This is a genomic window from Enterococcus sp. 1001283B150225_161107_E12 (genome assembly GCF_015556925.1).
Taxonomy (GTDB): Bacteria; Bacillota; Bacilli; order Lactobacillales; family Enterococcaceae; genus Enterococcus_B; species Enterococcus_B mundtii.
Genome location: NZ_JADNNI010000017.1, coordinates 28980 through 54091, shown reverse-complemented (window position 1 = coordinate 54091; position 25112 = coordinate 28980). Strand labels below are relative to the sequence as shown.

16 protein-coding genes are annotated in these 25112 nt (G+C 39.6%); 5 read left to right on the top strand and 11 right to left on the bottom strand.

Features of this window, described 5'->3' with window-relative positions; translation table 11 throughout:
* Positions 1–367 precede the first annotated feature (367 nt).
* From I2F89_RS12280 to I2F89_RS12270, 3 genes are all read right to left on the bottom strand, one after another.
* A complete protein-coding gene (locus tag I2F89_RS12280) occupies positions 368–2266 on the bottom strand; it encodes an EndoU domain-containing protein (protein WP_229078126.1) in 1899 nt (632 codons plus the stop codon).
* Between the two features lie 212 nt (positions 2267–2478).
* Positions 2479–2946, bottom strand: coding sequence for a Dps family protein (locus I2F89_RS12275; protein WP_019722518.1), 468 nt, complete (start codon positions 2944–2946; stop codon positions 2479–2481).
* Positions 2947–3112: 166 nt separating this feature from the next.
* Positions 3113–4666 carry a gluconokinase gene (locus I2F89_RS12270; RefSeq protein ID WP_195514419.1) on the bottom strand — a complete coding sequence of 518 codons (1554 nt, stop codon included), beginning with the start codon at positions 4664–4666 and terminating at the stop codon, positions 3113–3115.
* Positions 4667–4722: 56 nt separating this feature from the next.
* On the opposite strand from I2F89_RS12270, the gene I2F89_RS12265 reads away from it, so the two are divergent.
* Complete coding sequence (locus I2F89_RS12265; RefSeq protein ID WP_071867570.1) at positions 4723–5397, top strand: prepilin peptidase; 675 nt, start codon at positions 4723–4725, stop codon at positions 5395–5397.
* Between the two features lie 91 nt (positions 5398–5488).
* On the opposite strand, the gene msrA is transcribed toward I2F89_RS12265, so the two are convergent.
* The 3 genes from msrA to rpoB form a co-directional block, all read right to left on the bottom strand.
* Positions 5489–6013: a peptide-methionine (S)-S-oxide reductase MsrA gene (msrA, locus tag I2F89_RS12260; RefSeq protein WP_010733927.1), complete on the bottom strand. Its 525-nt coding sequence runs from the start codon at positions 6011–6013 to the stop codon at positions 5489–5491.
* Positions 6014–6300: 287 nt separating this feature from the next.
* Positions 6301–9954, bottom strand: a complete 3654-nt coding sequence (rpoC, locus tag I2F89_RS12255; RefSeq protein ID WP_019722521.1) for a DNA-directed RNA polymerase subunit beta' — start codon at positions 9952–9954, stop codon at positions 6301–6303.
* An 80-nt stretch (positions 9955–10034) separates the two neighbouring features.
* Entirely contained in the window at positions 10035–13652 is a 3618-nt protein-coding gene (rpoB, locus tag I2F89_RS12250) for a DNA-directed RNA polymerase subunit beta (RefSeq protein ID WP_010733925.1), read from the bottom strand.
* 478 nt (positions 13653–14130) lie between these two features.
* Between rpoB and I2F89_RS12245 the strand changes: the two genes are divergently transcribed.
* Positions 14131–15114: a biotin--[acetyl-CoA-carboxylase] ligase gene (locus I2F89_RS12245; protein WP_086335453.1), complete on the top strand. Its 984-nt coding sequence runs from the start codon at positions 14131–14133 to the stop codon at positions 15112–15114.
* 802 nt (positions 15115–15916) lie between these two features.
* Here I2F89_RS12245 and I2F89_RS12240 read toward each other — a convergent pair.
* Complete coding sequence (locus I2F89_RS12240) at positions 15917–16150, bottom strand: hypothetical protein (RefSeq protein ID WP_071867572.1); 234 nt, start codon at positions 16148–16150, stop codon at positions 15917–15919.
* A 303-nt stretch (positions 16151–16453) separates the two neighbouring features.
* Between I2F89_RS12240 and I2F89_RS12235 the strand changes: the two genes are divergently transcribed.
* The 3 genes from I2F89_RS12235 (at position 16454) to I2F89_RS12225 (ending at position 20058) form a co-directional block, all read left to right on the top strand.
* Complete coding sequence (locus I2F89_RS12235) at positions 16454–17827, top strand: hypothetical protein (RefSeq protein ID WP_086335452.1); 1374 nt, start codon at positions 16454–16456, stop codon at positions 17825–17827.
* A 287-nt stretch (positions 17828–18114) separates the two neighbouring features.
* Positions 18115–18987 (top strand): hypothetical protein, encoded by an 873-nt coding sequence (locus tag I2F89_RS12230; RefSeq protein ID WP_195514414.1) that lies wholly within the window; start codon positions 18115–18117, stop codon positions 18985–18987.
* Positions 18988–19212: 225 nt separating this feature from the next.
* Entirely contained in the window at positions 19213–20058 is an 846-nt protein-coding gene (locus I2F89_RS12225) for a hypothetical protein (protein ID WP_195514413.1), read from the top strand.
* A 626-nt stretch (positions 20059–20684) separates the two neighbouring features.
* On the opposite strand, the gene I2F89_RS12220 is transcribed toward I2F89_RS12225, so the two are convergent.
* From I2F89_RS12220 to I2F89_RS12205, 4 genes are all read right to left on the bottom strand, one after another.
* On the bottom strand, positions 20685–21674 hold the full coding sequence (locus I2F89_RS12220) for a polyprenyl synthetase family protein (RefSeq protein WP_074800996.1): 990 nt from the start codon (positions 21672–21674) through the stop codon (positions 20685–20687).
* 22 nt (positions 21675–21696) lie between these two features.
* Complete coding sequence (locus tag I2F89_RS12215; protein WP_010733918.1) at positions 21697–22263, bottom strand: Gx transporter family protein; 567 nt, start codon at positions 22261–22263, stop codon at positions 21697–21699.
* A gap of 12 nt (positions 22264–22275) precedes the next feature.
* Positions 22276–22686 carry a NusG domain II-containing protein gene (locus I2F89_RS12210; protein ID WP_010733917.1) on the bottom strand — a complete coding sequence of 137 codons (411 nt, stop codon included), beginning with the start codon at positions 22684–22686 and terminating at the stop codon, positions 22276–22278.
* A gap of 242 nt (positions 22687–22928) precedes the next feature.
* Entirely contained in the window at positions 22929–24860 is a 1932-nt protein-coding gene (locus I2F89_RS12205; RefSeq protein ID WP_071867578.1) for an NAD(P)/FAD-dependent oxidoreductase, read from the bottom strand.
* Positions 24861–25112: the final 252 nt, after the last annotated feature.

The following is a 25112-nucleotide window of genomic DNA, read 5'->3' as shown; positions in this document are numbered from 1 at the left end:
CAAAATATTTTTTTATTTTCGTTTAAAAATTTGCTAAAAACCCTCTAGATTAAGCTTTCTATAATAGCCTTAATATTTTATATAGTAGGTACCATAAATACACAAAAAAATTATTTAAGTGTGAACAGTTCTAAATTATCTGAAAAAGACTAATAACTCAATTTTTTTAGAGTTATTAGTCTTTATTATTTTGTTGTAAATTATAAATATTTTCTAATCTCTTAACTCTAATTTATAATTGGATACGCTGTCACAACGTTTACCTTTCCATTTGCTTTTACATTCACATGTATTTTTATTTCAAAATTACCACTGCTTTCCTTTTCAATATAATCTTGTGGACCTGGAACATTTGTGACATTTTTCTCTACAATCCTTTCAACCTCACTAGTAATTTTTCTGCATCCCAGTTATCTGGAAAAACGGTAGATCCTGCTCTCTTGAAATCTTTCCCATAACTCACATCGGATTTAAAAGGTTTTCCTTCCACCACCGTTCCTGTCGGTTTATAAACTACCCCACTTTCCGGATTATAAAAATCAGGATGTCGCGAATGAGCACCTGATATAGTCAATTTTCCATCTTTCCCCGGTCTCACCTCTCCTGCTACATGTCGCAACGACTTGCGGTTATAAAATTCAGTAGTTGGTAATTTTTCCACCAAGGCTTCATTTGGACAGCCCTTGGTAATCAGAGCCTTTTCCGCTTCCAATACGCGAGCGGCTTCGGCTTCTTCGACTTCAATTGCTGCTAGGATAACTTCTTCGGATTCAACTGCTTGTAAGACAGAAATCATTTCAGACCATGGTAAGCACATGGCGATGAGCAAGATATCCACTGGTTCGAGCTTCAATTGGGACTGCTTGATGACCCAGTCGGTATTTTCGTAATTTGGTAAGTGCTTCAATACACTACCACCGACTTCAGAAATCGCTGCAATAGTGGTGTCATCTAAACTCTTTGGCAAAGAATTCGTGCGTTCTTCATCAAACAAGCCATCGGCTAACGCATAGTAGTTGCAATAGACACCGAAAAAGCTTTGCACTTTGCGTATCGTATAGATGACTTCTTGATTGAACCCGATGTCGATTTGATCTAAGGGAACGACTTCTTGTGTTCCCCGATACACAAACTCTCCTTCTCGATCGATGACGACTTCTTTCTCGTTGGCCTTCGCTACGATTCTGAATAGATTGGTCTGAAACGTATCAGGTAATTGATCAATCAGCGCATTCCGTTCATCGATCATCTGACGCGTGATTTCTTTTCCGGTTTCATTGACGGAGTCAACATCTGTTGGTGCTACTGCCCCAAATTGGACGGACGAGTATTCTTTGACCACTTCCAGAGCTTTTTCAGGTGTGGAAATTTCTGCTAAAAATGTGTCGAAATCCGTTTCTAAAGGAATCGTGATGCCCCGAATATCATATTGTGTGTATAGTTCTTGGCGATGATCATAGGCGGTATAGCTCATGGTCACATTGACATACGATGCTCCTGGACCTTTATATGGGGTAAAATTGATTTGTTTGAGTGCACCGATCCGCGGAGGTAATTTTTCATTGCCCGGTAAGTATTCATTCAGTGAAGTATCTGGATAAACTAATAGACTTTGATTGTTCGTTTCTTTAGGAACGAACAATCCGCTCACACCGTCTGTGCCAGTTCGCATCTCGTAACCGGTCAAGTCTGGTGTTGTTTGTATGTATTCAAGAAACTGATTTTGGACTGTAATCCAACTAGCCAGCTCGATTTTTGTTGTCGGGTAAATGTCAATCGGGTTTTCTGGGGAATCAATCGCATCATCGAGTAAGCTCATCGACTGCCTTAGGATACTTGTCGAAGTCAAACGGTACAATTGGCTGACTGCTGTTTCTTGGCTAGATTCTTTTAAGTAAGGTCGAGTAAATTCCGCAAAAGCGACGGCTTGGATGATCGGTGCAATTTTTGAACGAGAAAACCGAGTACTGAGGGGTAACGTACTTGGTCCTTCCATCAGATCCAAATAGTCCGCTAAGACTAAATTATCAAGCACGTTATGTTCGGCAGTCAGGGTGTCGGTGAAGCCTCGGAGTGTTGCCCATTCGCTCCACGATTTCTCCTCTTTTGCTGGCGATGTGCCACTTAAATCAATCTCAACAGCCGGACGTGAGGTTGCTTCTTTGAAGGATCGATCACTCGCAAAGGCTAAGAGTGTCGGTTGGAAAACCGACGACAACAACATTACAACCATCAACAACGAGAACCATTTCTTCTTCACTTTCATGTTTTTGCTCCTTTTCTTTTTTATTTACATCGTGAGTATATCGCAAGAAAAGTAAGCGCTTAATAAAAAGTATTGATTTTTAAAGAACGTCTTTTTCCCATTCTCAGAAAATAAATTTCTGCTGTAATTAATAGAAAAAATAACACCCTGTCGAAACACGTCTCAAAGGATGTGTGTCAACAGGGTGTCTCTTATAGTTGTGATTCGCTTGTTTATGCGTCAATTCCTGGTGCTTTACCTAGATGTGCTTGTATCATCCAGATACGTTTTTCTGTTGCTGCTTTAAAATCAATGAAGATATCTTGTGTTGGATCGTCGCCTTCTTCACCAGCAGCTTCGATTCCTTTTTGGAAAAGATCTGCTAAATAGCGGTAACCTGCAACTAATGTTTCTAAACGTTCTTCCATCGTGCGATCCCAACGACCAATTTCATCAGGGATTTTTGTGTTGTCTGCAAATTCACGTAACGTTGAATAAGGTGAACCATCTAATGTGATCAAACGTTCTGAGATTTCATCTAATTGTTCATTCAAGTCGTCCATGAAGCTGTCCATCATTGGATGCAATGTCAAGAATCCAGGACCTCTCATATACCAATGTGTTTGGTGGACGATCACCGACATTTGGCTTAAATCTGCTACTAATTGATTCAATACTTCTTTTGTTTGTTGAAATTTCATGTAATTCTGCCTCCTCGCATTTGCCTATATTAAAATCATAGTAAACTTTGAGGGAAAAGTACACTAAAATCCTTTAGATGAGAACGATTTTCATCTCCAGAGTAATGCTTTTTTTAAATAGCAAAAAATCTGCCAACTAAATAGAAAATATAACTAATGTCATCATTTACGATTCGCCTTCTTCATCTATCATTTCTATTGATAGATCCTCTCGTAGTTCCGCAAATAACTGAGAATAGCGGCTTAATTCTTGTTGTGTCGAAACAAACAAAGGATATATTTTGTTGTACATGCGGCTGGCTTTTTTCTGAACAGCCACTTGTTGTGCTAATTCAATATATGCGGAAGCTTCACCTAATGTTTCGATCCTTCCTTGGCTCTGCCAACCTAATATGACTGCCCCTAACGCTGAGGCTTCTTTAACTTTTGGAAAACGGATGGGTTGTCCCAATACATCTGCCATGATCTGCCGAAATAACACTGATTGAGCAAAGCCACCAGTTGCACGTAACTCAATCACTTGATCGGGTGGACAGATACCTCGCAAAATTCGTTTGAGATTAAAACAAACCCCTTCCAGGACCGCTCGCATCATGTCTTTTTCCGTATGCCATCGTTGTAGACCAATAAAACTTCCAAATGCCTCCGCATCCCACAAAGGTGCTCGTTCACCCAATAAATACGGTTGAAAAATCAGCCCATTGGCTCCAGGCGGGACAAAAGCGATTTCCGAAAGGACTGCTTGATACGGATCTTCTCCTTGTTCCTTAGCTCGTTGAACGACATCTTGCATCAATGTATGGACCGCCCAATCAAAGATCCCTGCGCCATTACTGCTTGCTCCTCCGATGACCCAGTGTGTTTGATCCAAAACATAACAGAAGGTTTCCATTGTTGGATGGAGCTTTGGGCGATTCGAAATAAATCGTAATGCGCCACTGGTACCGACAGTCAGCGCTGCCGTCGTCTCACCAAATGCACCTAAGCCTAAATTAGATAATGGCCCATCGGCTCCACCTAAAATAAAAGGGATTTCTTGATCAAAATGAAACCTCGAACGGGCCTGTTCTGTTAATTTCGTAAACTGGGTAGTCGCAGGTGCTACTCTCGGTAATTGCTCTTCTTGTATCCCTAACTCTTCAAGAATAGGCTCTGACCATTGGAAGCGGTGGATATCGAAGTACCCTGTGCCAGAAGCAGTACTATAATCACTGACTAATTCAGCAAACAGCTCATAAAAAAGATAGTCTTTGATCCCTACAAAATAAACCGCTTGCTCAAATAAATCAGGAAACTCGTTTTTCAACCAATTGATTTTGATCAATGGTGTCATTGGATGGATCGGCGTACCCGTCCGTTCATAGATCACTCGACCTTTTTCAGTTGCTTTTAATTTTTCTGCTTCATTGACGGCACGAGTGTCTGCCCAAGTAAACATACGAGTTAAAGGTTTTTTATTTTTATCTAATAAAATCAAGCTGTGCATGGCTGTTGAAAATGAAATGAATTGGATTGTCTGTGCTGGCAATTGTTGGATCACTTCATTGATGACCGTATACACTGCATGGACGATCAATTCCTGATCTTGTTCAGCCATGCCTTGGATTTCTTGGATCAGCGGGTAATGAAAGTAGGCTGTAGCTACTTCTTCTGCTTGTTCATTGAATGCAACTGCTTTCGTTTGCGTAGTACCGATATCGACCCCGACTGCAATCATTATTTTTTCCACCTCTCTTCTCCTTTTTTGCGTATCTTAATCAAAAGGAGGTTGGTCTGATGTTTCTTTATTTTATCATTGGTTGTTGCTTTGGTTCTTTTTTGTGCTTGGTCGCACAACGCGTTCCTCAAGACCTTTCTATTATTTCCCCTCGTTCACATTGTGTCAACTGTCACCAAACATTGCGTTGGTATGAGTTGATTCCATTACTTTCGATCCTCATGCAACGATTTCGTTGCCGCTCTTGTCAGACCAAACTTTCACCCATGTATCCACTGGCCGAGTTGATCAGCGGTACGCTATTTATGTATGCAGGATGCTATTCGCCAGATACAGTTCATTTGATTTGGCTATTCACTGCTTTTTTATTTTCGTTGATGGATATTTTTTACCTTGCGATCGACACTCGCATTCTTTACTTCTCATGGACTTTCTTATGGGCCTACTGGGTGCTGACTGAGCAGTTTCACTTAGAAACCAGCTTTGCGTTCGGCTTGATCAGTTACGGTTTGCTGCGTTATGGGCAAGCTTATTTAGGGGCAGGTGATACGTTACTCTTACTTAGTTGGAGTGGTGGGTTAGCCTCCACACATTTTCTCATGCTTATGTTTATCGCCAGTTGTCTTGGTTTAAGTTATTTTTGTGTCACTGCTTTACTCCATAAGAAAAGAAAGCATCTCCCTTTTGTTCCTTTTCTGAGTATTGCCTTATGGTTGGTCCTCTATTTCCGTTAGTACACAAAAAAGAAGAAGCATCTAGAACAAAATGTCCGACCTTCCTCTTTTCCTATTACTTAAAATTCATATTTTCTAGTAACATATACTGCTAGTCTTTCCAGTTTTTTCTAAGGAATCCCGCCCGACCAGAGCCTTCACGATACAACTGATAATGGATCTTGTTTTTCTTGTAGTAATCTTGATGATACTCCTCTGCGGGATAAAAGGTCGTACGAGGTTCGATCTTTGTGACGATCGGTTGATCGAAACGGCCACTTGCTTGTAACTGTTGTTTTGAGTTTTCTGCGGCTTCACGTTCTGCTTCATCACTATAATAAATGACCGGACGATAAGAGTCCCCACGATCAGCAAACTGCCCTAAAGCATCTGTCGGATCGGTCTGTTGCCAATAAATCTCGACCAATTGTGCATAGGTGATGATTTCAGGATCATATTCGATTTCTACCGCTTCAGTATGACCTGTTGTTCCAGTCGTCACTTGTTCGTAGGTTGGATTTGGTACATGTCCTCCAGTATAACCGGAAGTAACGGAGAGGATACCTGGTTGTGTTTCAAACGGTTTGACCATACACCAAAAACAGCCACCTGCAAATACAGCTTTTTTCACTGCCATTTCTTATCAGCTCCTTTGGTTTTATCATACTCGTTTTCATTGAAATAAATAGTAATATGCTTGTTTTACCCCCTACCGGTATTTTTAGCCTATTTTTATTGTTTTTCTTTTATTATTTGAAAACTTGTGGATAAATTTTGGTACACATAATAATTATCCCCTGTGGATATCTATTGCCATTTCTTTTATCCACAGATCCCTTTTACTTTCTTGATTCTAGTTTATCCACAAAAAAAAGGTCAAGTCCCTCAAACAGGAACTTGACCTTCTTTATGTGAACTCATGGTTTATCGTGTTTGCTCGTTCATCGCATCTTCAGCAGCCATTTGTGCTTCGATGTCAGAAATGCTATACACGTTTTCACTTGCAACGCCAACTTCTTTTGGTTCCATGTTGCGGTAACGTGGCATACCAGTACCAGCTGGAATGATCTTACCGATGATAACATTTTCTTTCAAACCAAGAAGTGGATCTTTTTTGCCTCGGATCGCAGCATCAGTCAAGACACGAGTTGTTTCTTGGAAGGATGCAGCTGATAAGAAGCTGTTTGTTTCTAATGATGCTTTTGTGATACCTAGCAAGACTGGACGAGATGTCGCAGGAACGCCACCAGCAACTAACGTATTGTAGTTTTGGTCTTTGAAGTCTGCAATATCTAACAGTGTACCTGGCAAGATTTCTGTATCGCCTGGGTCCATGACGCGCACTTTACGAAGCATTTGGCGAACCATTACTTCGATATGTTTGTCGCCGATTTCTACCCCTTGCATACGGTAAACGCGTTGTACTTCACGTAATAGATAGTTTTCAACAGATAGAACGTCACGTACTTGCAACAATTGTTTTGGATCGATTGATCCTTCTGTCAATGGTGCACCACGATGGATCATATCGCCTTCAGCGACTTTCATACGTGCAGTGTAAGGCACTGTATACGTACGTGTATCTGTTTTCCCTTTGATCGTTACTTCTTTGGTACGTGTAGCAGGATCTTCAGAGATATCGATGACATCCCCTGTTACTTCAGTGATCACTGCTTGCCCTTTCGGATTACGTGCTTCAAAGATTTCTTGGACACGAGGAAGACCTTGAGTGATATCATCTCCGGCAACCCCACCCGTATGGAACGTACGCATTGTTAACTGAGTACCTGGTTCACCGATTGATTGAGCGGCGATCGTACCAACTGCTTCTCCGACTTCAACGTCAGAACCAGTTGCCAAGTTACGTCCGTAACAATGTTTGCAGACACCATGTTTTGTGTTACATGTGAAGACCGAACGGATCGTTACAGTTTCAACACCTGCATCAACGATTTGTTTTGCAACATCTTCAGAGATCAATTGATTTCCGGCGATGATCATTTCGTTGGTTTCAGGATGACGAACTTCTTTACGAGTGTAACGTCCAATCAAACGATCTTCAAGAGATTCGATGATTTCATTTCCTTCACGGATTGCTTGGATCTCAAGACCGCGGTCAGTGCCACAATCTTCTTCACGAATGATGACATCTTGGGCAACGTCAACTAAACGACGTGTCAAGTAACCAGAATCGGCTGTCTTCAAGGCTGTATCGGTCATTCCTTTACGAGCCCCGTGAGTTGAGATAAACATTTCCAAGACAGAAAGTCCTTCGCGGAAGTTCGAAATGATCGGCAATTCCATGATACGTCCATTCGGTGCGGCCATCAATCCACGCATACCAGCAAGCTGAGTAAAGTTGGAGATGTTACCACGGGCACCAGAATCTGACATCATGAAGATTGGGTTTTTCGCTTCCAAACCTTCCATCAGTTTTTGTTGGATGCTGTCTTTCGCAGAGTTCCAAACAGCGATTACTCGTTCATAACGCTCGTCGTCAGTGATCAATCCACGACGGAATTGCTTCGTGATCGACTCTACCTGTTTATGTGCTTCATCAATGATCACTTGTTTTTCATTCAAGACACTGATGTCGGCGATCCCTACAGTGATACCTGCATGTGTTGAATGTTTGTATCCTAAGTCTTTCATACGGTCAAGCATCTTAGATGTTTCAGTTACTTTGAAACGTTTGAAGACTTCGGCGATGATGTTTCCTAAGTTTTTCTTCTTGAATGGTAAAACTAGTTCTTGTTCTTTGATGTGAGCAGGAATATCTGTTCCAGCTTCAACAAAGTATTTGTCCGGTGTTTGGACAGTCAAGTTGAAGTCAGTTGGTTCATTCAAGTAAGGGAATTCTGGTGGCATGATCTCATTGAAGATGATCTTACCAACAGTCGTGATCATCGTGCGTTCTTTCTGCCATTCTGTAAATGGTTTGTCCCCTAATGTCGTTGGGTTCACACCAATACGTGAATGTAAATGAACGTAGCCATTACGCCATGCGATGACTGCTTCGTTTTGGTCTCTAAAGACCATTCCTTCGCCTTCACGACCTTCTTCTTCCATTGTTAGGTAGTAGTTTCCTAAAACCATATCCTGAGAAGGTGTAACAACTGGTTTACCATCTTTTGGATTCAAGATGTTTTGAGCAGCTAACATCAGCATACGTGCTTCTGCTTGTGCTTCTTCGTTCAACGGTACGTGAACGGCCATTTGGTCTCCATCGAAATCGGCATTGTATGCTTCACATACCAATGGATGCAAACGGATCGCACGACCTTGGACAAGAACTGGTTCAAATGCTTGGATACCTAATCTGTGAAGCGTAGGTGCCCGGTTCAATAGAACTGGATGTTCTTTGATGACGTCTTCTAAGACATCCCAAACTTCATCTTCTTGACGTTCGATTTTGCGTTTCGCATTTTTGATGTTTGAAGCAAGTTCACGTTGAACTAATTCGCGCATCACGAATGGTTTGAACAATTCGATCGCCATTTCTTTTGGTAATCCACATTGGTACATTTTCAAGAAAGGACCTACGACGATAACTGAACGACCAGAGTAGTCGACACGTTTACCAAGTAAGTTTTGACGGAAACGACCTTGTTTCCCTTTCAACATATGAGAAAGAGATTTCAATGGGCGGTTACCTGGTCCTGTAACAGGACGGCCACGACGACCGTTATCGATCAACGCATCTACCGCTTCTTGTAACATCCGTTTTTCATTTTGAACGATGATTCCTGGTGCATTCAAGTCTAACAAACGTTTCAAACGATTGTTACGGTTGATCACACGACGATATAGATCGTTCAAGTCACTTGTTGCAAAACGTCCACCTTCTAATTGGACCATTGGTCGTAGATCTGGTGGGATGACAGGGATAACGTCCATGACCATCCAGCTTGGTTCATTGCCAGAAGCACGGAATGCTTCTAAAATGTCCAAACGACGGATCGCGCGTGTACGTTTTTGTCCTTGTGCAGATTTCAACTCTTCTTTCAATTCAGCCGCTTCGCCATCCAAATCAACGTTATCAAGTAATTGTTTGATTGCTTCCGCGCCCATTGCTGCTTGGAATTCTTGACCATATTGTTCACGTTTTTCGCGGTATTCGCGTTCAGTCAACAATTGTTTTTTCTCTAAGCTTGTGTTTCCTGGTTCAATGACAACATATGAGGCAAAGTAAATGATTTCTTCTAATGCGCGTGGGCTCATGTCTAATACAAGACCCATACGAGAAGGAATACCTTTGAAATACCAGATATGTGAAACAGGTGCTGCTAATTCGATATGACCCATACGTTCACGACGAACTTTTGAACGAGTCACTTCCACACCGCAGCGATCACAAACGATTCCTTTATAACGGATACGTTTATATTTTCCGCAGGCACATTCCCAGTCTTTTGTAGGACCAAAAATCCGCTCACAGAACAACCCTTCGCGCTCAGGTTTTAAGGTACGATAGTTAATCGTCTCAGGTTTTTTTACTTCACCGTAAGACCAGCTTCTGATTTTTTCGGGAGAAGCCAAACCTATTTGCATACTTTCGAATTTATTTACATCGATCAAAAGGGGTTCCCTCCATTTCGTTTAATGGCAAAACCGTAAGGCGGCTGATCTTCGACCGCCTCACAGTATCTCAGACCGGATTAGTCTAAATTATCTTCTGCGGTTTCAAAGTTTTGGATGATATCTTGTCTTTCATCTTCGACTTGTTCAGCAGCTTGTTTTTCTAGTTCTTTTGCTGTTTGTTGTTCAGCGAATTTTGTCAAAGCATCCACTGTGATCAAATCATCGTCTTCGTCATCCATGTCGCGAAGTTCGATCTCGCTGTCTTGGATGTCTAGGACACGCATGTCTAATCCTAGTGATTGTAATTCTTTGACTAATACGCGGAAGGATTCAGGTACACCTGGTTTTGGAATTGGTTCACCTTTGACGATTGCTTCGTATGTTTTCACACGTCCGACTACGTCATCTGATTTGTATGTCAAGATTTCTTGTAAGGTATAAGCCGCACCGTATGCTTCCAGTGCCCAAACTTCCATTTCCCCAAAACGTTGTCCACCAAATTGCGCTTTACCACCTAATGGTTGTTGCGTAACTAGTGAGTAAGGTCCAATTGAACGTGCATGTAACTTGTCGTCAACCATGTGAGCAAGTTTGATCATGTACATCACACCGACAGACACACGTCCGTCAAATGGTTCACCTGTACGTCCGTCATAAAGAACAGTTTTCGCATCGCTAGCCATACCAGCTTCACGAACTGTTTCCCATACGTCTTCATCACTTGCACCATCAAATACTGGTGTTGCAACGTGGATGCCTAATTGACGGGCAGCCATCCCTAAATGCAATTCCAATACTTGTCCGATATTCATACGTGATGGTACCCCTAGTGGGTTCAACATGATGTCGATCGGTGTTCCATCAGGTAAGAATGGCATATCTTCTTCCGGCATAATACGGGAAACAACCCCTTTATTACCGTGACGTCCGGCCATTTTATCCCCTTCATGGATTTTACGTTTTTGAACGATATACACACGAACTAACATGTTGACACCTGGTGATAATTCATCGCCAGCTTCACGAGTAAAGATCTTCACATCGTGAACGATCCCGCCTCCACCATGCGGTACACGTAGAGAAGTATCACGTACTTCACGTGCTTTTTCACCGAAGATCGCATGCAATAAGCGTTCTTCTGCTGAAAGTTCAGTTACCCCTTTTGGTGTTACTTTACCGACTAATAAGTCACCGTCTTGGACTTCCGCCCCAATACGAATGATCCCCATTTCGTCTAAGTCTTTCAATGCGTCTTCACCGACGTTCGGGATTTCGCGAGTGATTTCTTCAGGTCCTAATTTTGTATCACGAGCTTCTGATTCATATTCTTCAATATGGATCGATGTGTACACATCGTCTTTGACAAGACGACGACTCATGATGATCGCATCTTCGTAGTTGTACCCTTCCCAAGTCATGAAACCGACTAAGACGTTTTGTCCTAGAGCCATTTCACCTTGTTCCATTGATGGGCCGTCTGCCAAGGTATCCCCTTTTTCGACTTTCTCACCTAAATGAACGATTGGACGTTGGTTGTAACTTGTTCCAGAGTTTGAACGACGGAATTTTGTTACTGAGTATTTGTCTAATGCGCCATTGTCGCGACGTACGCGGATCTCAGAAGCATCGACAAATTCAACTACACCATCGTGTTTACATAGTAACGCAGCTCCTGAGTCATGAGCTGATTTATATTCCATACCAGTACCAACCCAAGGTGCTTGTGGATTGATCAATGGCACTGCTTGACGCTGCATGTTGGCACCCATCAAGGCACGGTTGGAGTCATCGTTTTCCAAGAAAGGAATACATGCTGTCGCTACCGCAACTACTTGTTTCGGTGAAACGTCCATATAATCGACTTTATCGATCGATACTTCTAAGTTTTCACTTTGGGCACGAGCCATGACGATTTCTTCAGCAAATGTACCGTCATCATTCAACTTACTGTTTGCTTGGGCAACGATATAATGGTCCTCGATGTCAGCTGTTAAATAATCGATTTGCTCTGTCACACGTCCTGTTTCACGATCAACACGACGATAAGGCGTTTCGATAAAACCAAATTTGTTTACTTTCGCGTAACTAGATAAACTATTGATCAACCCGATATTTGGTCCCTCAGGCGTTTCGATCGGACACATACGGCCATAGTGGGAGTAGTGAACGTCACGTACTTCATAGCCGGCACGGTCACGAGTCAAACCACCAGGTCCTAAGGCAGAAAGACGACGTTTGTGTGTCAATTCGCCCAATGGATTGGTTTGGTCCATGAACTGAGACAATTGTGAAGAACCAAAGAATTCTTTGATACTTGCAACAACTGGACGGATATTGATCAATTGTTGTGGTGTCAATGTTTCTGTATCTTGGATCGACATTCTTTCACGTACGACACGTTCCATACGTGCTAATCCGATACGGAATTGATTTTGTAAAAGTTCTCCGACAGAACGGATACGACGATTTCCTAAGTGGTCGATATCGTCCACGTTGCCGATGCCTTCCATCAAGTTCAAGAAATAGCTCATTGAAGCAACGATATCCGCTGGACGAACAGTTTTCACTGTTGTGTCTGGATAGCCGTTACCGATCACGTTGACTTCACGTTCTGGGTCTTTTGGTGAAAAGACTTTGATCACTTGGACAGTCATTGGATCAGTGACTACGCCATCTTCTGTTGGGTAGTAAGTCACAGAGTTCAAACCATTGTCGATGAACGGTGCTAATGTTTCCATCACTTGATGGGTCAAAGCTGTTCCTTTTTCAACAATGATCTCGCCTGTTTCAGGATCAACCAATGTTTCAGCTAACGTTAAGTTCAATAGACGTGTTTTCAAGTCTAGTTTTTTGTTTACTTTGTAACGACCAACATTTGCTAAGTCGTAACGTTTTGGATCAAAGAAGCGGGCATTCAGCAAGTTACGTGAACTATCTGCTGTTTTTGGTTCGCCTGGGCGAAGACGCTCGTAGATATCTTTTAATCCTTCTTCTGTTCTAGAATCACTTGCATTTTTGTGTAAATCTTTTTCGATCGTGTTACGTAATGTTTCACTATCCCCAAAGATTTCAAAAATCGTGTCATCTGAACCGAAACCTAATGCACGAACTAACACAGTCAATGGAATCTTACGTGTGCGGTCGATACGTACATAAGAGATGTCTTTTGCATCAGTTTCCATTTCTAACCATGCGCCACGGTTAGGGATCACAGTTGAACCGAATCCTTCTTTACCGTTTTTGTCTACTTTCCCATGGAAGTAAACACCTGGTGAACGGACTAATTGGGAAACGATAACACGTTCCGCACCGTTGATGATGAATGTACCTTGCTCTGTCATCAATGGGAAATCACCGAAGAATACTTCTTGCGCTTTGATTTCACCTGTCTCACGGTTTGTTAAACGTAAAGTCACATGTAATGGTGCAGAGTAATTTGCGTCATGTGCGCGTGCTTCTGCTACTGTGTACTTTGGTTCTTTCAATTCATAATCTACAAATTCCAAAGAAAGATTGCCATTGAAGTCATCGATTGGCAAAATATCTTCAAACATTTCTCTTAGTCCTTCATCCAAGAACCATTGGTACGAGTCTGTTTGAATTTCGATCAAATTTGGTAATTCCAACACTTCACTGATTCGTGCGAAACTTCTACGTTCGCGATGTTTTCCGTATTTTACTACGTGTCCAGCCAAGCTCTTCACCCCTCTAAAATGTCATTCAAAAAGACTACCCGATCAATTGTTACAATAATATTAAAAATATTATATTTAGGTAACAACAGACATTTTTTGCGGCTTTTAGGCAAAAAAAAACCAAAAATAGAACGTTCTCTTGAGTACTTGCCTACGTGAGCTTCTACTTTTGTTTCCTTATATTAAAGCCGAAACGGACAATATTTCGTTTCTGCCTTCGCTTCATCAGATAGTTTTTGCAACTTCATATAATACACTGTTTAAACGTAAAAGTCAACACTTCCTGGCGTTTCCTGTAAATTTTCGTAATTGTTTCTTAATCTTTCTTTTTTGTTCCAATTTTGTCCATTCCTAATTGAGTGACTCTCCCTCACAAAGTCTTTCCGTCTTTATAGCGACTCAAACAAAAAGTATGACGCGCTGTCCTCATTCGATCGTAAATCTGCTAATATATAAATAGTAGAAAGGAGCTTGATCGATGACGACAAAAGCCAAGGTACTACACCTTTTAAAAAATACTCCAACATTTCTATCTGGTGAAAAAATCGCCCAACAACTGAATGTCTCCCGAACGAGTATTTGGAAAGCCATCAAAGAATTAGAAAAAGAAGGTTTTCGCTTTGACCACCAAGCGAAAGGGTATCGTTATCTCCCCTCCGATGTATTAGATCCTGTAGAGATTTCCCAAGCATTATCCTCTTTTGATATTCAAGTGAAGGTGTTATCCCAATCTGAATCCACCATGAAAGATGCTAAATCGGCATCTAATATGGATACTACGAAACCTAGTTTATTTATCGCGGATACACAAGAACAAGCCCATGGACGTTTTGGACGTTCCTTTTTCGCTCAACCAGGTCAAGGAGTCTACATGAGCCTATTATTGCATCCACAAAAGCATTTTGAGGAATTGCCACAATATACGTTGATTGCTGCCAGTGCATGTGTCAAAGCGATTCAAGAAACGACAGGAAAACATGCCATGATCAAATGGGTCAACGATATCTACCTTGAAGGGAAAAAGGTTTGTGGAATTTTATCTGAAGCGGTAAGCGATATGGAAAGTGGTGAAATTCGTTCGGTGATTATTGGTGTGGGCTTGAATTTTTCGATCCCTCAAACGCAATTTCCTGATGAGATCCAGCAAAAAGCGACCTCCTTGTTTCCTGATGGTGAAGCATCGATGACTAGAAATCAATTGATCTGCGCGATTTGGAAACATTTCTTTAGGTATTTAGCCGACCCTTCGCACACCTATTTTGATCTTTACACAGAACGGTCATTTGTCCTAGGTAAGTCTGTCAGCTTTACCCGACAAGGAAAATCTTATCAAGGAATTGCCCAAGCAATCGGTCCAAAAGGAGAACTGATCGTAGATACGCCAAACCAGCGCTTCCAACTACTCTCTGGTGAAGTCAGCTTAACAGAAATCGATGGGCTACCATCAGCAAAAAGAGGCTAGTTCGTTTCCTAGCCTCTTTTTTATCAATGGTGGATTTGTCATGCTCGCTTTATTTTCATAAGCTTGATGTCGCGAGAAAACATGCAAGCTTCTTTACGATGTACTATATTTTTTCTACTATGTGCTTGGTTCTATGTTTGAGGTCCTACATGATGTGTTTTATTTTACTTCTGAGTCTACATCTAATTTCTATGTTTGTTCTATGTTTTAACTATATGTTTTAGTTCTATATGTTTGTTCTATGTTTTAGTTCTATGTTTTAGTTCTATGTTTTAGTTCTATGTTTTAGTTCTATGTTTTAGTTCTATATGTTTGTTCTATGTTCGATTCCCTATTTTAAATAGGATAGTACTATGTGCTATTGTCAGTAGCAGTAGAACAATCAAACTACTGCCTGTCAATACTAATGGACACCTGATAACATTTGCCTACGCTTTTATCTAGATGCTCTATCGCAATCTGTGATGCACGTCGTCAAGCAATTAAGACCGAGTAACTATTTTTCCCCGAAATAGTTTTCGGCAATCAAGTGGTGTTCTATGTGTGTGTTGTTTCCTCTATTTACTACTTCTAATTCATTCATAAGCGTATCTATTGAAGACCAACGATCGCTTTCTCAGCTTCTTCCTATACAGAACCCTCTTCCATTTAACGCCCCCTTTTTTGTTTTTCTGTCGTTCTGTTTGTATCATAACGCACAAGAAAATGAATGAATTGTTTTGTATTGAATTACAACATTTTTTATTTCCACATTAGATTCAACGATCTCTTACTGGTTCATCCCAACCTCAATTAACTATTCTCAAATTTTGCAAAATTGTAATTGATTTGCTTTAGAAGAAGAAAAATATTCGATCTTCAAGTTGAATTTTTTTACAATCAAACAGCGGATCAAAAATTTATCTGCCGCAGACAAAGGTTGCTGATACTCTTCTTCAATATCACGAAATGAAAAATTTCTTTTCTTCTCACTTAATTTTGTTACGATTTCAATCACCGTTAATTGCGTTAATTCTGATGTATATTCTTTTCTCACAGCTGCTCTCCTTTATTCATAGCGTTCTTTAATCCAGAATATAGCATGGAATTTTTCTTGTTGGGGACAATTTTTTTCCAAAAACAAAAAAAGATTGTTTTAAATAAACGAATCGATCCATTTGAGTAATTTAATCCATAACATGAACGAAAGTCACCTCTGCTCTGCAATCCATCCAAAATAACATCTTTTAGCAAAAGATCAATACTAAAAATTTACATATTATAGAAATAATCGGTACATACCAACAGTTGAAAAATGATACTTTTTTTATATATTAATAAAGATAACTGAGGAGAAACAATGGAGAAACTTAAAAAAAATATAGAGGTGACAAGATTTTTAAATACAGCCATTAGAGATGGTGTTTTAAACCCACAAGCAATCGGTCAAGAAAGTTTATCTCGCTTGAGATTACACATATTGATAAAAGAGCAATCGTTAACTATAAATTTAAAAGCGCCGAATCTTTCTGACAACGCCTTTCATAGGATCAGTAAACAATTAGATGTTGTGAAAAGATTCTCACAACAGACAACATCGATCACAGCTGAAAATATCCAGTTGTCTGCTAAACAAATCGACCAGAAAATTGAACGTTTAAACGAAAAAGACAGCGAGTTGAATGAACAAATCAAGGAAATTAAAAGTGAAGTAAAAAAATATTCGAGCAGAACAGCCAATCCGGATCAATATAACAAGGCAACAACAAAACTCAATAACGTAAATAAAGAACTAAACAATAATCGAAATAACATCTACAGTCATCGCGCAATGAAACTTGTCCTAAAAGAACAAGAACGCCAACAAGCAAAAAGCAATCGTCGAGAATCCGTTGATCAGTCGCCGAGACGACAATCCGTTTCTCAAGTAAAATCTGAACCTCGTCAGTCCGTTGTACAAAAGCTTTCTACGCCCCGGCAATCACTCGCACAGCAACAGGAAAAACGAACAGAAAAAATAGACAGCCTGACAGAAAAGATCATGAATACAGAAAAAATAATACAGGCGCTTGCAAAAGAAAGAGATGGTCTCGTTAGCAATCCTAACGTAAAAGAAGAATTCGCTATATACACTGAAGGTATCCAACTTCATCGAAAACAAGCAGATAATCTTTACCATCAACTGGGGACTATTGATTCAAAAATTGCAACGAAGTTAGAAAAAAAATTTGCTGATTCCCCTTATGGCAAAGTCGCTTGTCCACTAACACCTAAAGAAATTTCTGCAATCAAAGTAGCGAAGGCCAATGAAAAGTTCAATCAATCTTACCGCAACTCATCTCCTGAACCTAAAATGAACAAAAAGCTAAGAATAGACACGGGAAAAACCCTGTCCGAAAGCGAAAAAATAGCTGAGAAGAAGAAGTTGATGCAAGCAACTAAACATAATTTGCAGAAAATCGAGAAAAAATTACAAAAGTACCAAAATCGTAAAAAAAATATTTTCGGTCTGATTGCGAATGCCTTTCAAAGAAAAAAAATCCAAAGTTTAAAAGATAAGAAAACTGATTTGATAAACACTCTCGAACAACCGCAAAAAAAACCGCAAAAAGGTATCCTAAAACCAACATTTAAAGAACAAGTAACTGACGCTCATAATAAACAAGAACAACAAATGAAAAATCAAAAACAGCGTGGAGATCGAACACAATCCCCTGGTTTTAGCAGATCATGATCATCGCCCACACAGATAAAGATTTTCTAGCTAAAGTGGCTCAAGTAATCCATATATTTATAGTTAGTTATTTTATTTACTTTGTTTCATTACAAAAAGATACACGAAATCCCAAAGAGGAAGTTCTATCATTCGATCAATATACATGTTTTAGCATTCATTTTACAACGTTTTACAATTACACGTTTTATATCAAAAATTTTTCTTAATAGAAATTATCGGCACTGTATATCAATGAGAAAATGTTATGTTTGTTTATATATAACCAATAAGAAAAGGAGATAGATATGGCTAAGAATGAGCAAGATAAACAACCTATCACACAGGGGGAGAAAACAGCAATCACTCAAATGTCGAATCAAATTATCAACTCTGAAAATAAGATCGAAGAGTTAAAAGGAAAACGAGAGGCACTTGGGGACATTTCGAAATCTTCAGAAAAATATCAAGAACTAACAGAAGCTATCAGAACCCATAGAAAAAGAGTTCATGTTTTGTATGAAAAAATCGAAAAAATTTCACCCCCACATGCCGACAGATTGGAGAAATACATAGATAACCATTTCAGCCAAGACAAAAGCGTCACGAAGAGCAATGAGAAAATCGTTAATGAACCTATCTATGAAACCATTCCTGGAGATAGGAAAAATAGGATGGAAGAGGTCGATGTCCCAATCACATCAAAAAGGGCTCGATCAAAAGAAGAAATTCAGTCGGCTGTTAAATCTGCTAATGATAAATTCAATGAAGCCCATAAAGATATATCTTCAAAATCATATGATAAAAGAGAGAGAACAATCGAAATCAAAAAACAACCTATTAAGGATGATAGGAGTCAAAAACTTACGCTAGATAAAGCCAACAAAAAGTTACACCAAACGGAAAAAAACCTAGCTACTTTCAAAAAAAGAAATAAGACGTTAACTGGCAAAATCATGAATTTATTTGGTGGGAAAAATAAAGAAGAATTAATGAACCAAAAAAAATTATTGATTGATCAAATTAAAATTTTAAAAGGAGAACCTGTAAAAGGAATTCTGAAACCGCCGTTGACTGAGAAGTTAGCTAACGCACAGGAAAAGGTCAAAGCTAACGCCCAAGAAAAAGCAAATCCAACACTAAATAATCGACCAAAAACTAATCCTGCTCTTTCAAAGTAAAACAACTTTAAACTAAATAATCTAGGATATTGACCAAAAAATAATGGTCAATATCCTTTTTTATGCTACCAAACAAGCTTTTCCCTTGTTTGTTTTCTCGCTCATGTTTCAAGAGCAAGAAATGGTCACACTAATTTTCCTTACTTAGAAATTATCGGTATAAATCAAGAAGATTAAAATGCTATTTTTGTTTATGTAACCAAGACAAGAGATGAGGAACTAATTATGGATAATCGTAAAGAAAACAATATGTCAGTAGAAAAGATGAGACAGCGCTCAAGGGAATTAAGTAAGCACCTACCAAAAAGTCCAGGTACAGAAATCAAACAACTGACAAAAAGCCTGATGAATACAGTAGCTCGGATTCACGAGCTAAAGGGAGAAAGAGAACAGCTTACCGATCGTTCCACATCTTCAAAAAAATATAGAGAACTAACCACTGGCATCAAAAATAATGAACAAAGAGCGCAGGATTTACTTGATAAAATCGACAAGGTGTCACCAAAACAAGTGGATAAACTGGTAGAACGATATACAGACTCTGCTGAACCGGTCTACAAAATGATGTCTGATGATACGAAAAGCAGGGAAAAAGATGTGCCACTCCCTGAAATACGTGACCGCATAAAAAAAGAAGTGCCTGATGCTGTTGTGGAAGCGAATCGTAAGTTCAATGAAATACATAAAAGTATTTCTAAAGAACCTTATGCGAATCGACAGCAAAAAGTAATGTTTGATACAAAAAAACTAGCAAATGGAATAGATAGAAAAGTGGATTCCAATAAAAATTCTCACAGGAGAGATGAACCGATCTACGAAACGATTCCTGAAAATGCTAAAAGTAATGCGAAAGGGACTGAACCTCCCAGAAAACGTGACCACACAGATAAAGCAATTGGGAAGTCTAGTCATAAGTTACAGGCCACATCATTACAAAAAAAGAGTTTACCTGAGACTCAGAAACTTACATTGAAAGATAGGATCAATCATGCACACCACCAAAAGGAAAACAATCGTCTAAACCAAACACTAAGCAATCGACTACAAACTAGCCCGAGCCTTGGAAGATAAAAAATAAAAAACCAGAGAAATCCTTATCAGTCAAGACTGCATAAGGCTTTCTCTGGTTTTTATCGACTCATTTATTCTTGTCATTCAGCGACATTTCCCCCAAAATGTTAACACTACTGATTGTCAGAATAAACAAAAAAATGAATGTTTTAACTACTTGTTTTGTCCATGGTTCACTCAATATTATGTATTATTTCTTATGTGCTTTGATTTCCCTCCTTTATTCTTCCTCCGTCATTTTATGTACTTACGTCCATAAATAAAACGATGTAAGCTCCTGTTCGATAAACGATCCATGTCCATTCTATTAATGGTTCATGTTTTTAAGAGCAACAAATTACTGATACGTATGGAACTACTAAATGGAAATCAGTAACCATGCGATACCTATTATTTAGCATACCTCTTTCTTTCAGAGGGTGCAAAACCACTTTTTCTGTGCAAAGAAAAAAATGAGCTTGGGACATTAGTCACCTTGCATCCCCTAGAACCGAATAAACGGTGTTCCAGAAGTAACTCCTTCAGAAATAAGCGTGAAACCCCAAAAAATTTGAAAAACAATTTTCGGGGTTTCACGCATATTTCTCGGAGGTGAACACTTCTGTCACAACCTCATTTTATATAACTTAGTCTACTCGTCTTAGAATCAATGACGTCAAAGTTTCTAATGTTTCTTTTGTTTGTACCGAAGTATTTGGTAATTTTTTTATTTCTTTTAGTGCTTGTTTCGTATAGGATTCTGCCAACTTCTGGGCGCTTTCGACCCCTTGTGCCTCAACAACTAGTTGTTGAACCTTCTCAGCTTCTGCTTGTGTCATTTGTTTTTCTTTGGACAAATATTCAAGTAATTCTGCTTTTTTGTCTGTTTGTAACGCATAGATCAAAGGGAGTGAATACACCCCTTGACGAATATCTTCAAGTACAGGCTTACCGATATCTTCGCTCTGTTTTGTATAATCTAAAATGTCATCAATGATTTGAAAAGCCATACCGATCGCTAAACCGATATCCCCGGCTTTTTTTGCAAAACGCTCGCTTGTCCCACTTTCATATGCCCCTACAAAACAACTCAATTGAAACAGTTCAGCGGTTTTACCAGAAATATTCTGTAAGTATTCCTCAACCGTCAACTGGGTATTGTATCTATCATCCATTTGCCCAAGCTCGCCATTCAATACTTTTTCCATACTTCGTGCATTTAATTGCATACTCTTTAAGGAAGAGGTATATTCGGATAAAAGTTTGAAACAACAAACAAATAAATAATCCCCGGCATAAACAGCGACACTATTGCCAAAACGGCTACGTAAGTTGGGCTGTCCTCTGCGTAAGTCAGCTTCATCAACGATATCATCATGGATCAACGTAGCAATGTGTAGCATCTCAATAGATGCTGCCAACGAAATAGCTTTTTCGCGATCTTGCTCCGGCCCAAATTGAGCAAATAATAATTGATACGCCGGACGCAGTAACTTTCCACCTGCATGAATCGTTTCTTTTATCGCTTCTTCTACTGGTTTGTTTTTCAGCCGAACAACACTTTCCATTTTTTTTAGTGTTTGGTTCAATTCCACTTGGATCGTTGGATAGTCCACCCACATTTGATGTAACTTCATAAAAAAACTCCTTGTATAACGCTTATTTTTTCAGAAATACCGATTGCCATTGACTATTAGTCTGCCGATCATAGTCTGCTTGGAATCGCTGAAGTGTTCTCACGTGTTTCAGCAGATAATTAGCAGCTATCCCTATAGCCAATCCTGATAGAATGCCTAGAAATGATAAAATCGGTAAGTAGAGCATGACTGTCCATGATTGAGCGATAAACGACGCGGTCAATAACTGACCAACATTATGCATAAATCCACCTGTTGCGCTGATCCCAATAATGCTAACCCTTTTAGGACCCAGTTGTTTGACTATCAACATACCTACATAACTCAATAACGCACCACTCATACTGTAAAGAAACGTCGAAATCGTGCCGCCTAATAACGTGGTTAAAAATAAACGCAACCAAAGTAATAAGAAGCTATCTCGTTTTTTCATTGTAAAAATTGCCACAATCGTAATCAAATTAGCCAATCCTAGTTTTGCACCTGGCGCAAAAGCGAAAGGATAAGGAATCATATTTTCCAATAAACCGATGATCACACCTTGGGCAACTAATAAAGATATATAGATCATTTTTTGTAATTTACTCATGACGTGAACCGTCTAATAAATCAGACTGTCTTCCCCACTCCCGTCTGTTGATCGCACTTCGATCACTAATTTGTGAGGCAAACAAACGATTGTTTCACCATTATTCGTTGCCCAGCCTCGGCGAACGCAAATCTGGTCGTCGCAGTCTGCTTCTTTGATCCGAATTCGTTCCCCATCAATCTCAATCACGTTTTTATCACCATGATCATCTTCGTATAAATAGGTATAAGCTTTGGTTTCAGTTACCAACGGAAAAGTCTTGATTTCTGTTCCATCGACTCGTAGCACCGCTTCTTTATTTGGTGTTGCATCCACTTGTTGATAACTAAAGATGACAACCGGTAAGAATGAGAGCATGACTAACAAAAGAATAATGATGATATCCCAAGGTTTTAATAAACTTTTTTGAATAAATTCTTTCAAGTACTCACTCCCTTTTTCTCCTCATTTGATTGCTCCAATTTTACCATGAATAACGAAGGTTGTGAATGAGAGGCACAACTCAGCTAATCGAAGGATTTGATCCATTCATCATTTCTATACGAACCTATTTAAGAAAAAGACGAGCTTGGAATGTTTGCACACCCCAAGCTCCTCCTTATTTCTTCTCATGTCATGATTTTAGTTGCTAAAATCATTTTGATTGTTTGAATTGTTAACTTTCTCTATTCGCCGTAACGTGCCTTTGGTTTCCCGTACCACCAATTACCGAGTGTTTTTTGTAACCAAGGAATCACCCAACGATCCAAACCGATCGCACGACCTGAACCATTCATCAATGCAAAAGCCACAAAGATGAACCAGATGTTTACCCAATAGAACATACCAGAAATACAGAAAGTGATGACTAAGACAATCGTTGTTGCACTACATAACCAAGTGAATAAACCGGCAATCAATGCTAACGCTAACGCGATTTCAAAGAAGACCATGAATTTTTGGAAGAACATCGCTACATCGTTATTTGGCATGATGACTTGCATGATGCTATTGAACCAGTCTGGTGATTTATCAAGCACTGCCATTGGTTCTTCACCATACGCATAGCTCAACCCAAAATGTGCCGCTTGCGTTGCTGCTTCTCCAGTTGTCGCACCTGCGCCACTCGCAGCTGTTGTTGCATCACCTGCTGCTGAAGCCCCACTTGCTACATCTGCTACATTGTACTCCCAAGTCCAAGGGAACACACTGTTACCAGTAAACCATGAACCTTCACCAAACCAAGTGCTTGGTTTTAATACTTCACCATTACCGATCATTTTCTTAGAAGCTTCGACTAACCAAACGAGACCGTAGAAGATTCGTAATGGGACGCTCCATAAAACATTGCCGTAACGAGAAGAATGACCACGAGTCACATTGCGATCATCTTTGATATGGAAGAATTCGTGCATCATATATTGGAACATATAATAACCTGAACGGATATCAAAGAAATATTTCAAGTTGACGATATGCTTCATGATGATTGCTAAAAAGCCACTTAAATGGATTTTGTCAAAAAGGTTCGCTACACCCCATTTTGCGCCAACTGAAACCATGAATCCTTGATAATTGCCTTTGAATTTATGTTTCTCGCCACCTTTGATCGAAGCCACGATATTCGCTGCAGCTGTATGACCAGTTTGTTCTGCGGCTTGAACGATCTGTGGTGTTGGTGTATTAGGGAATTCTTCGTAATACACTAAGTCACCAATGATATAGATATTTTGTTCTTCATAGCCTTTTGCTTGCATATATTCGTTTGCTACTAAACGTTGACCGCGTGCAGTCTCTAATCCGAAATCAGCCGCATCTGTTGTTCCTTTGACACCTGCTGTCCAAATCAATGTATGCGTAGGCACTTCACGACCGTCTTTTAATTTGATATGGTCAGGAGCGACTTCAACGATTGGCGCATTCAATAATAGCTCAACATTCTTTTTATTTAAATAACGTTCTGCTTTGGCTGCATCGTTACGGTCCAACATATTCAAAATCGTTGGCATTGCTTCAACAACCATTAGTGTAATCTCATTTGGATCTAGTTTGTAGTCTTTGGCTAAACGATCTTTCCAATCTACTAGCTCACCGATCATTTCGATTCCCGTAAACCCAGAACCACACACAACAAACGTCAACATTGCTTTACGCAATTTTTCGTCTGGTTCTAATGCTGCTTTTTCGACTGTTTTCTCAATGTGCTTACGAATCTTAACGGAATCTTCAAATGACCAAAGAGTAAAGCCGTTTTCTTTCACACCTGGCGTACCAAAATCATTTGGTTCACCACCCATACCTAAAATCAATTGGTCGAATGGATAAGCGCCTAATTTGGTTTTGACGATTTTTTTCTCTTTGTCGATGCCGATTACTGTATCAGTAACTAGATCTACATTTTTTTGTCTTGCAAATAATCGTTGTAAATCGTACTGGATCGCCTCTGGTTCCACACGTCCGCCTGCAACTTCGTGAAGTTCTGTCATCATCGTGTGGTACGAATGACGATCAATCAATGTGATTGTTACGTCTTCTTTTTTCAGTTTCTTTGCTAAGTGTTTTGTAGCTGAAACACCTGCATAACCAGCACCCACAACGACAATATTTTGCTTTGTCATTGAATATCCGCTCCTTATTTTTCATCTATATAAATTATTAATAGTTGATCGTTTTTTCAATTTGATAATGATTACACAATCTTTATACATTATATAGATGTTTTGTATATTTGTCTAACACCTTTTTATGTTTTTTTTGTTACAATAAAAACGCCTGTTTTTCACGAAAATTCCAGAAAGAAAACGCTCAATTAAATCACTTCCGTTATTTTTGTAAAACGGTTGACTTATTGATGATATCCATTAGAATGT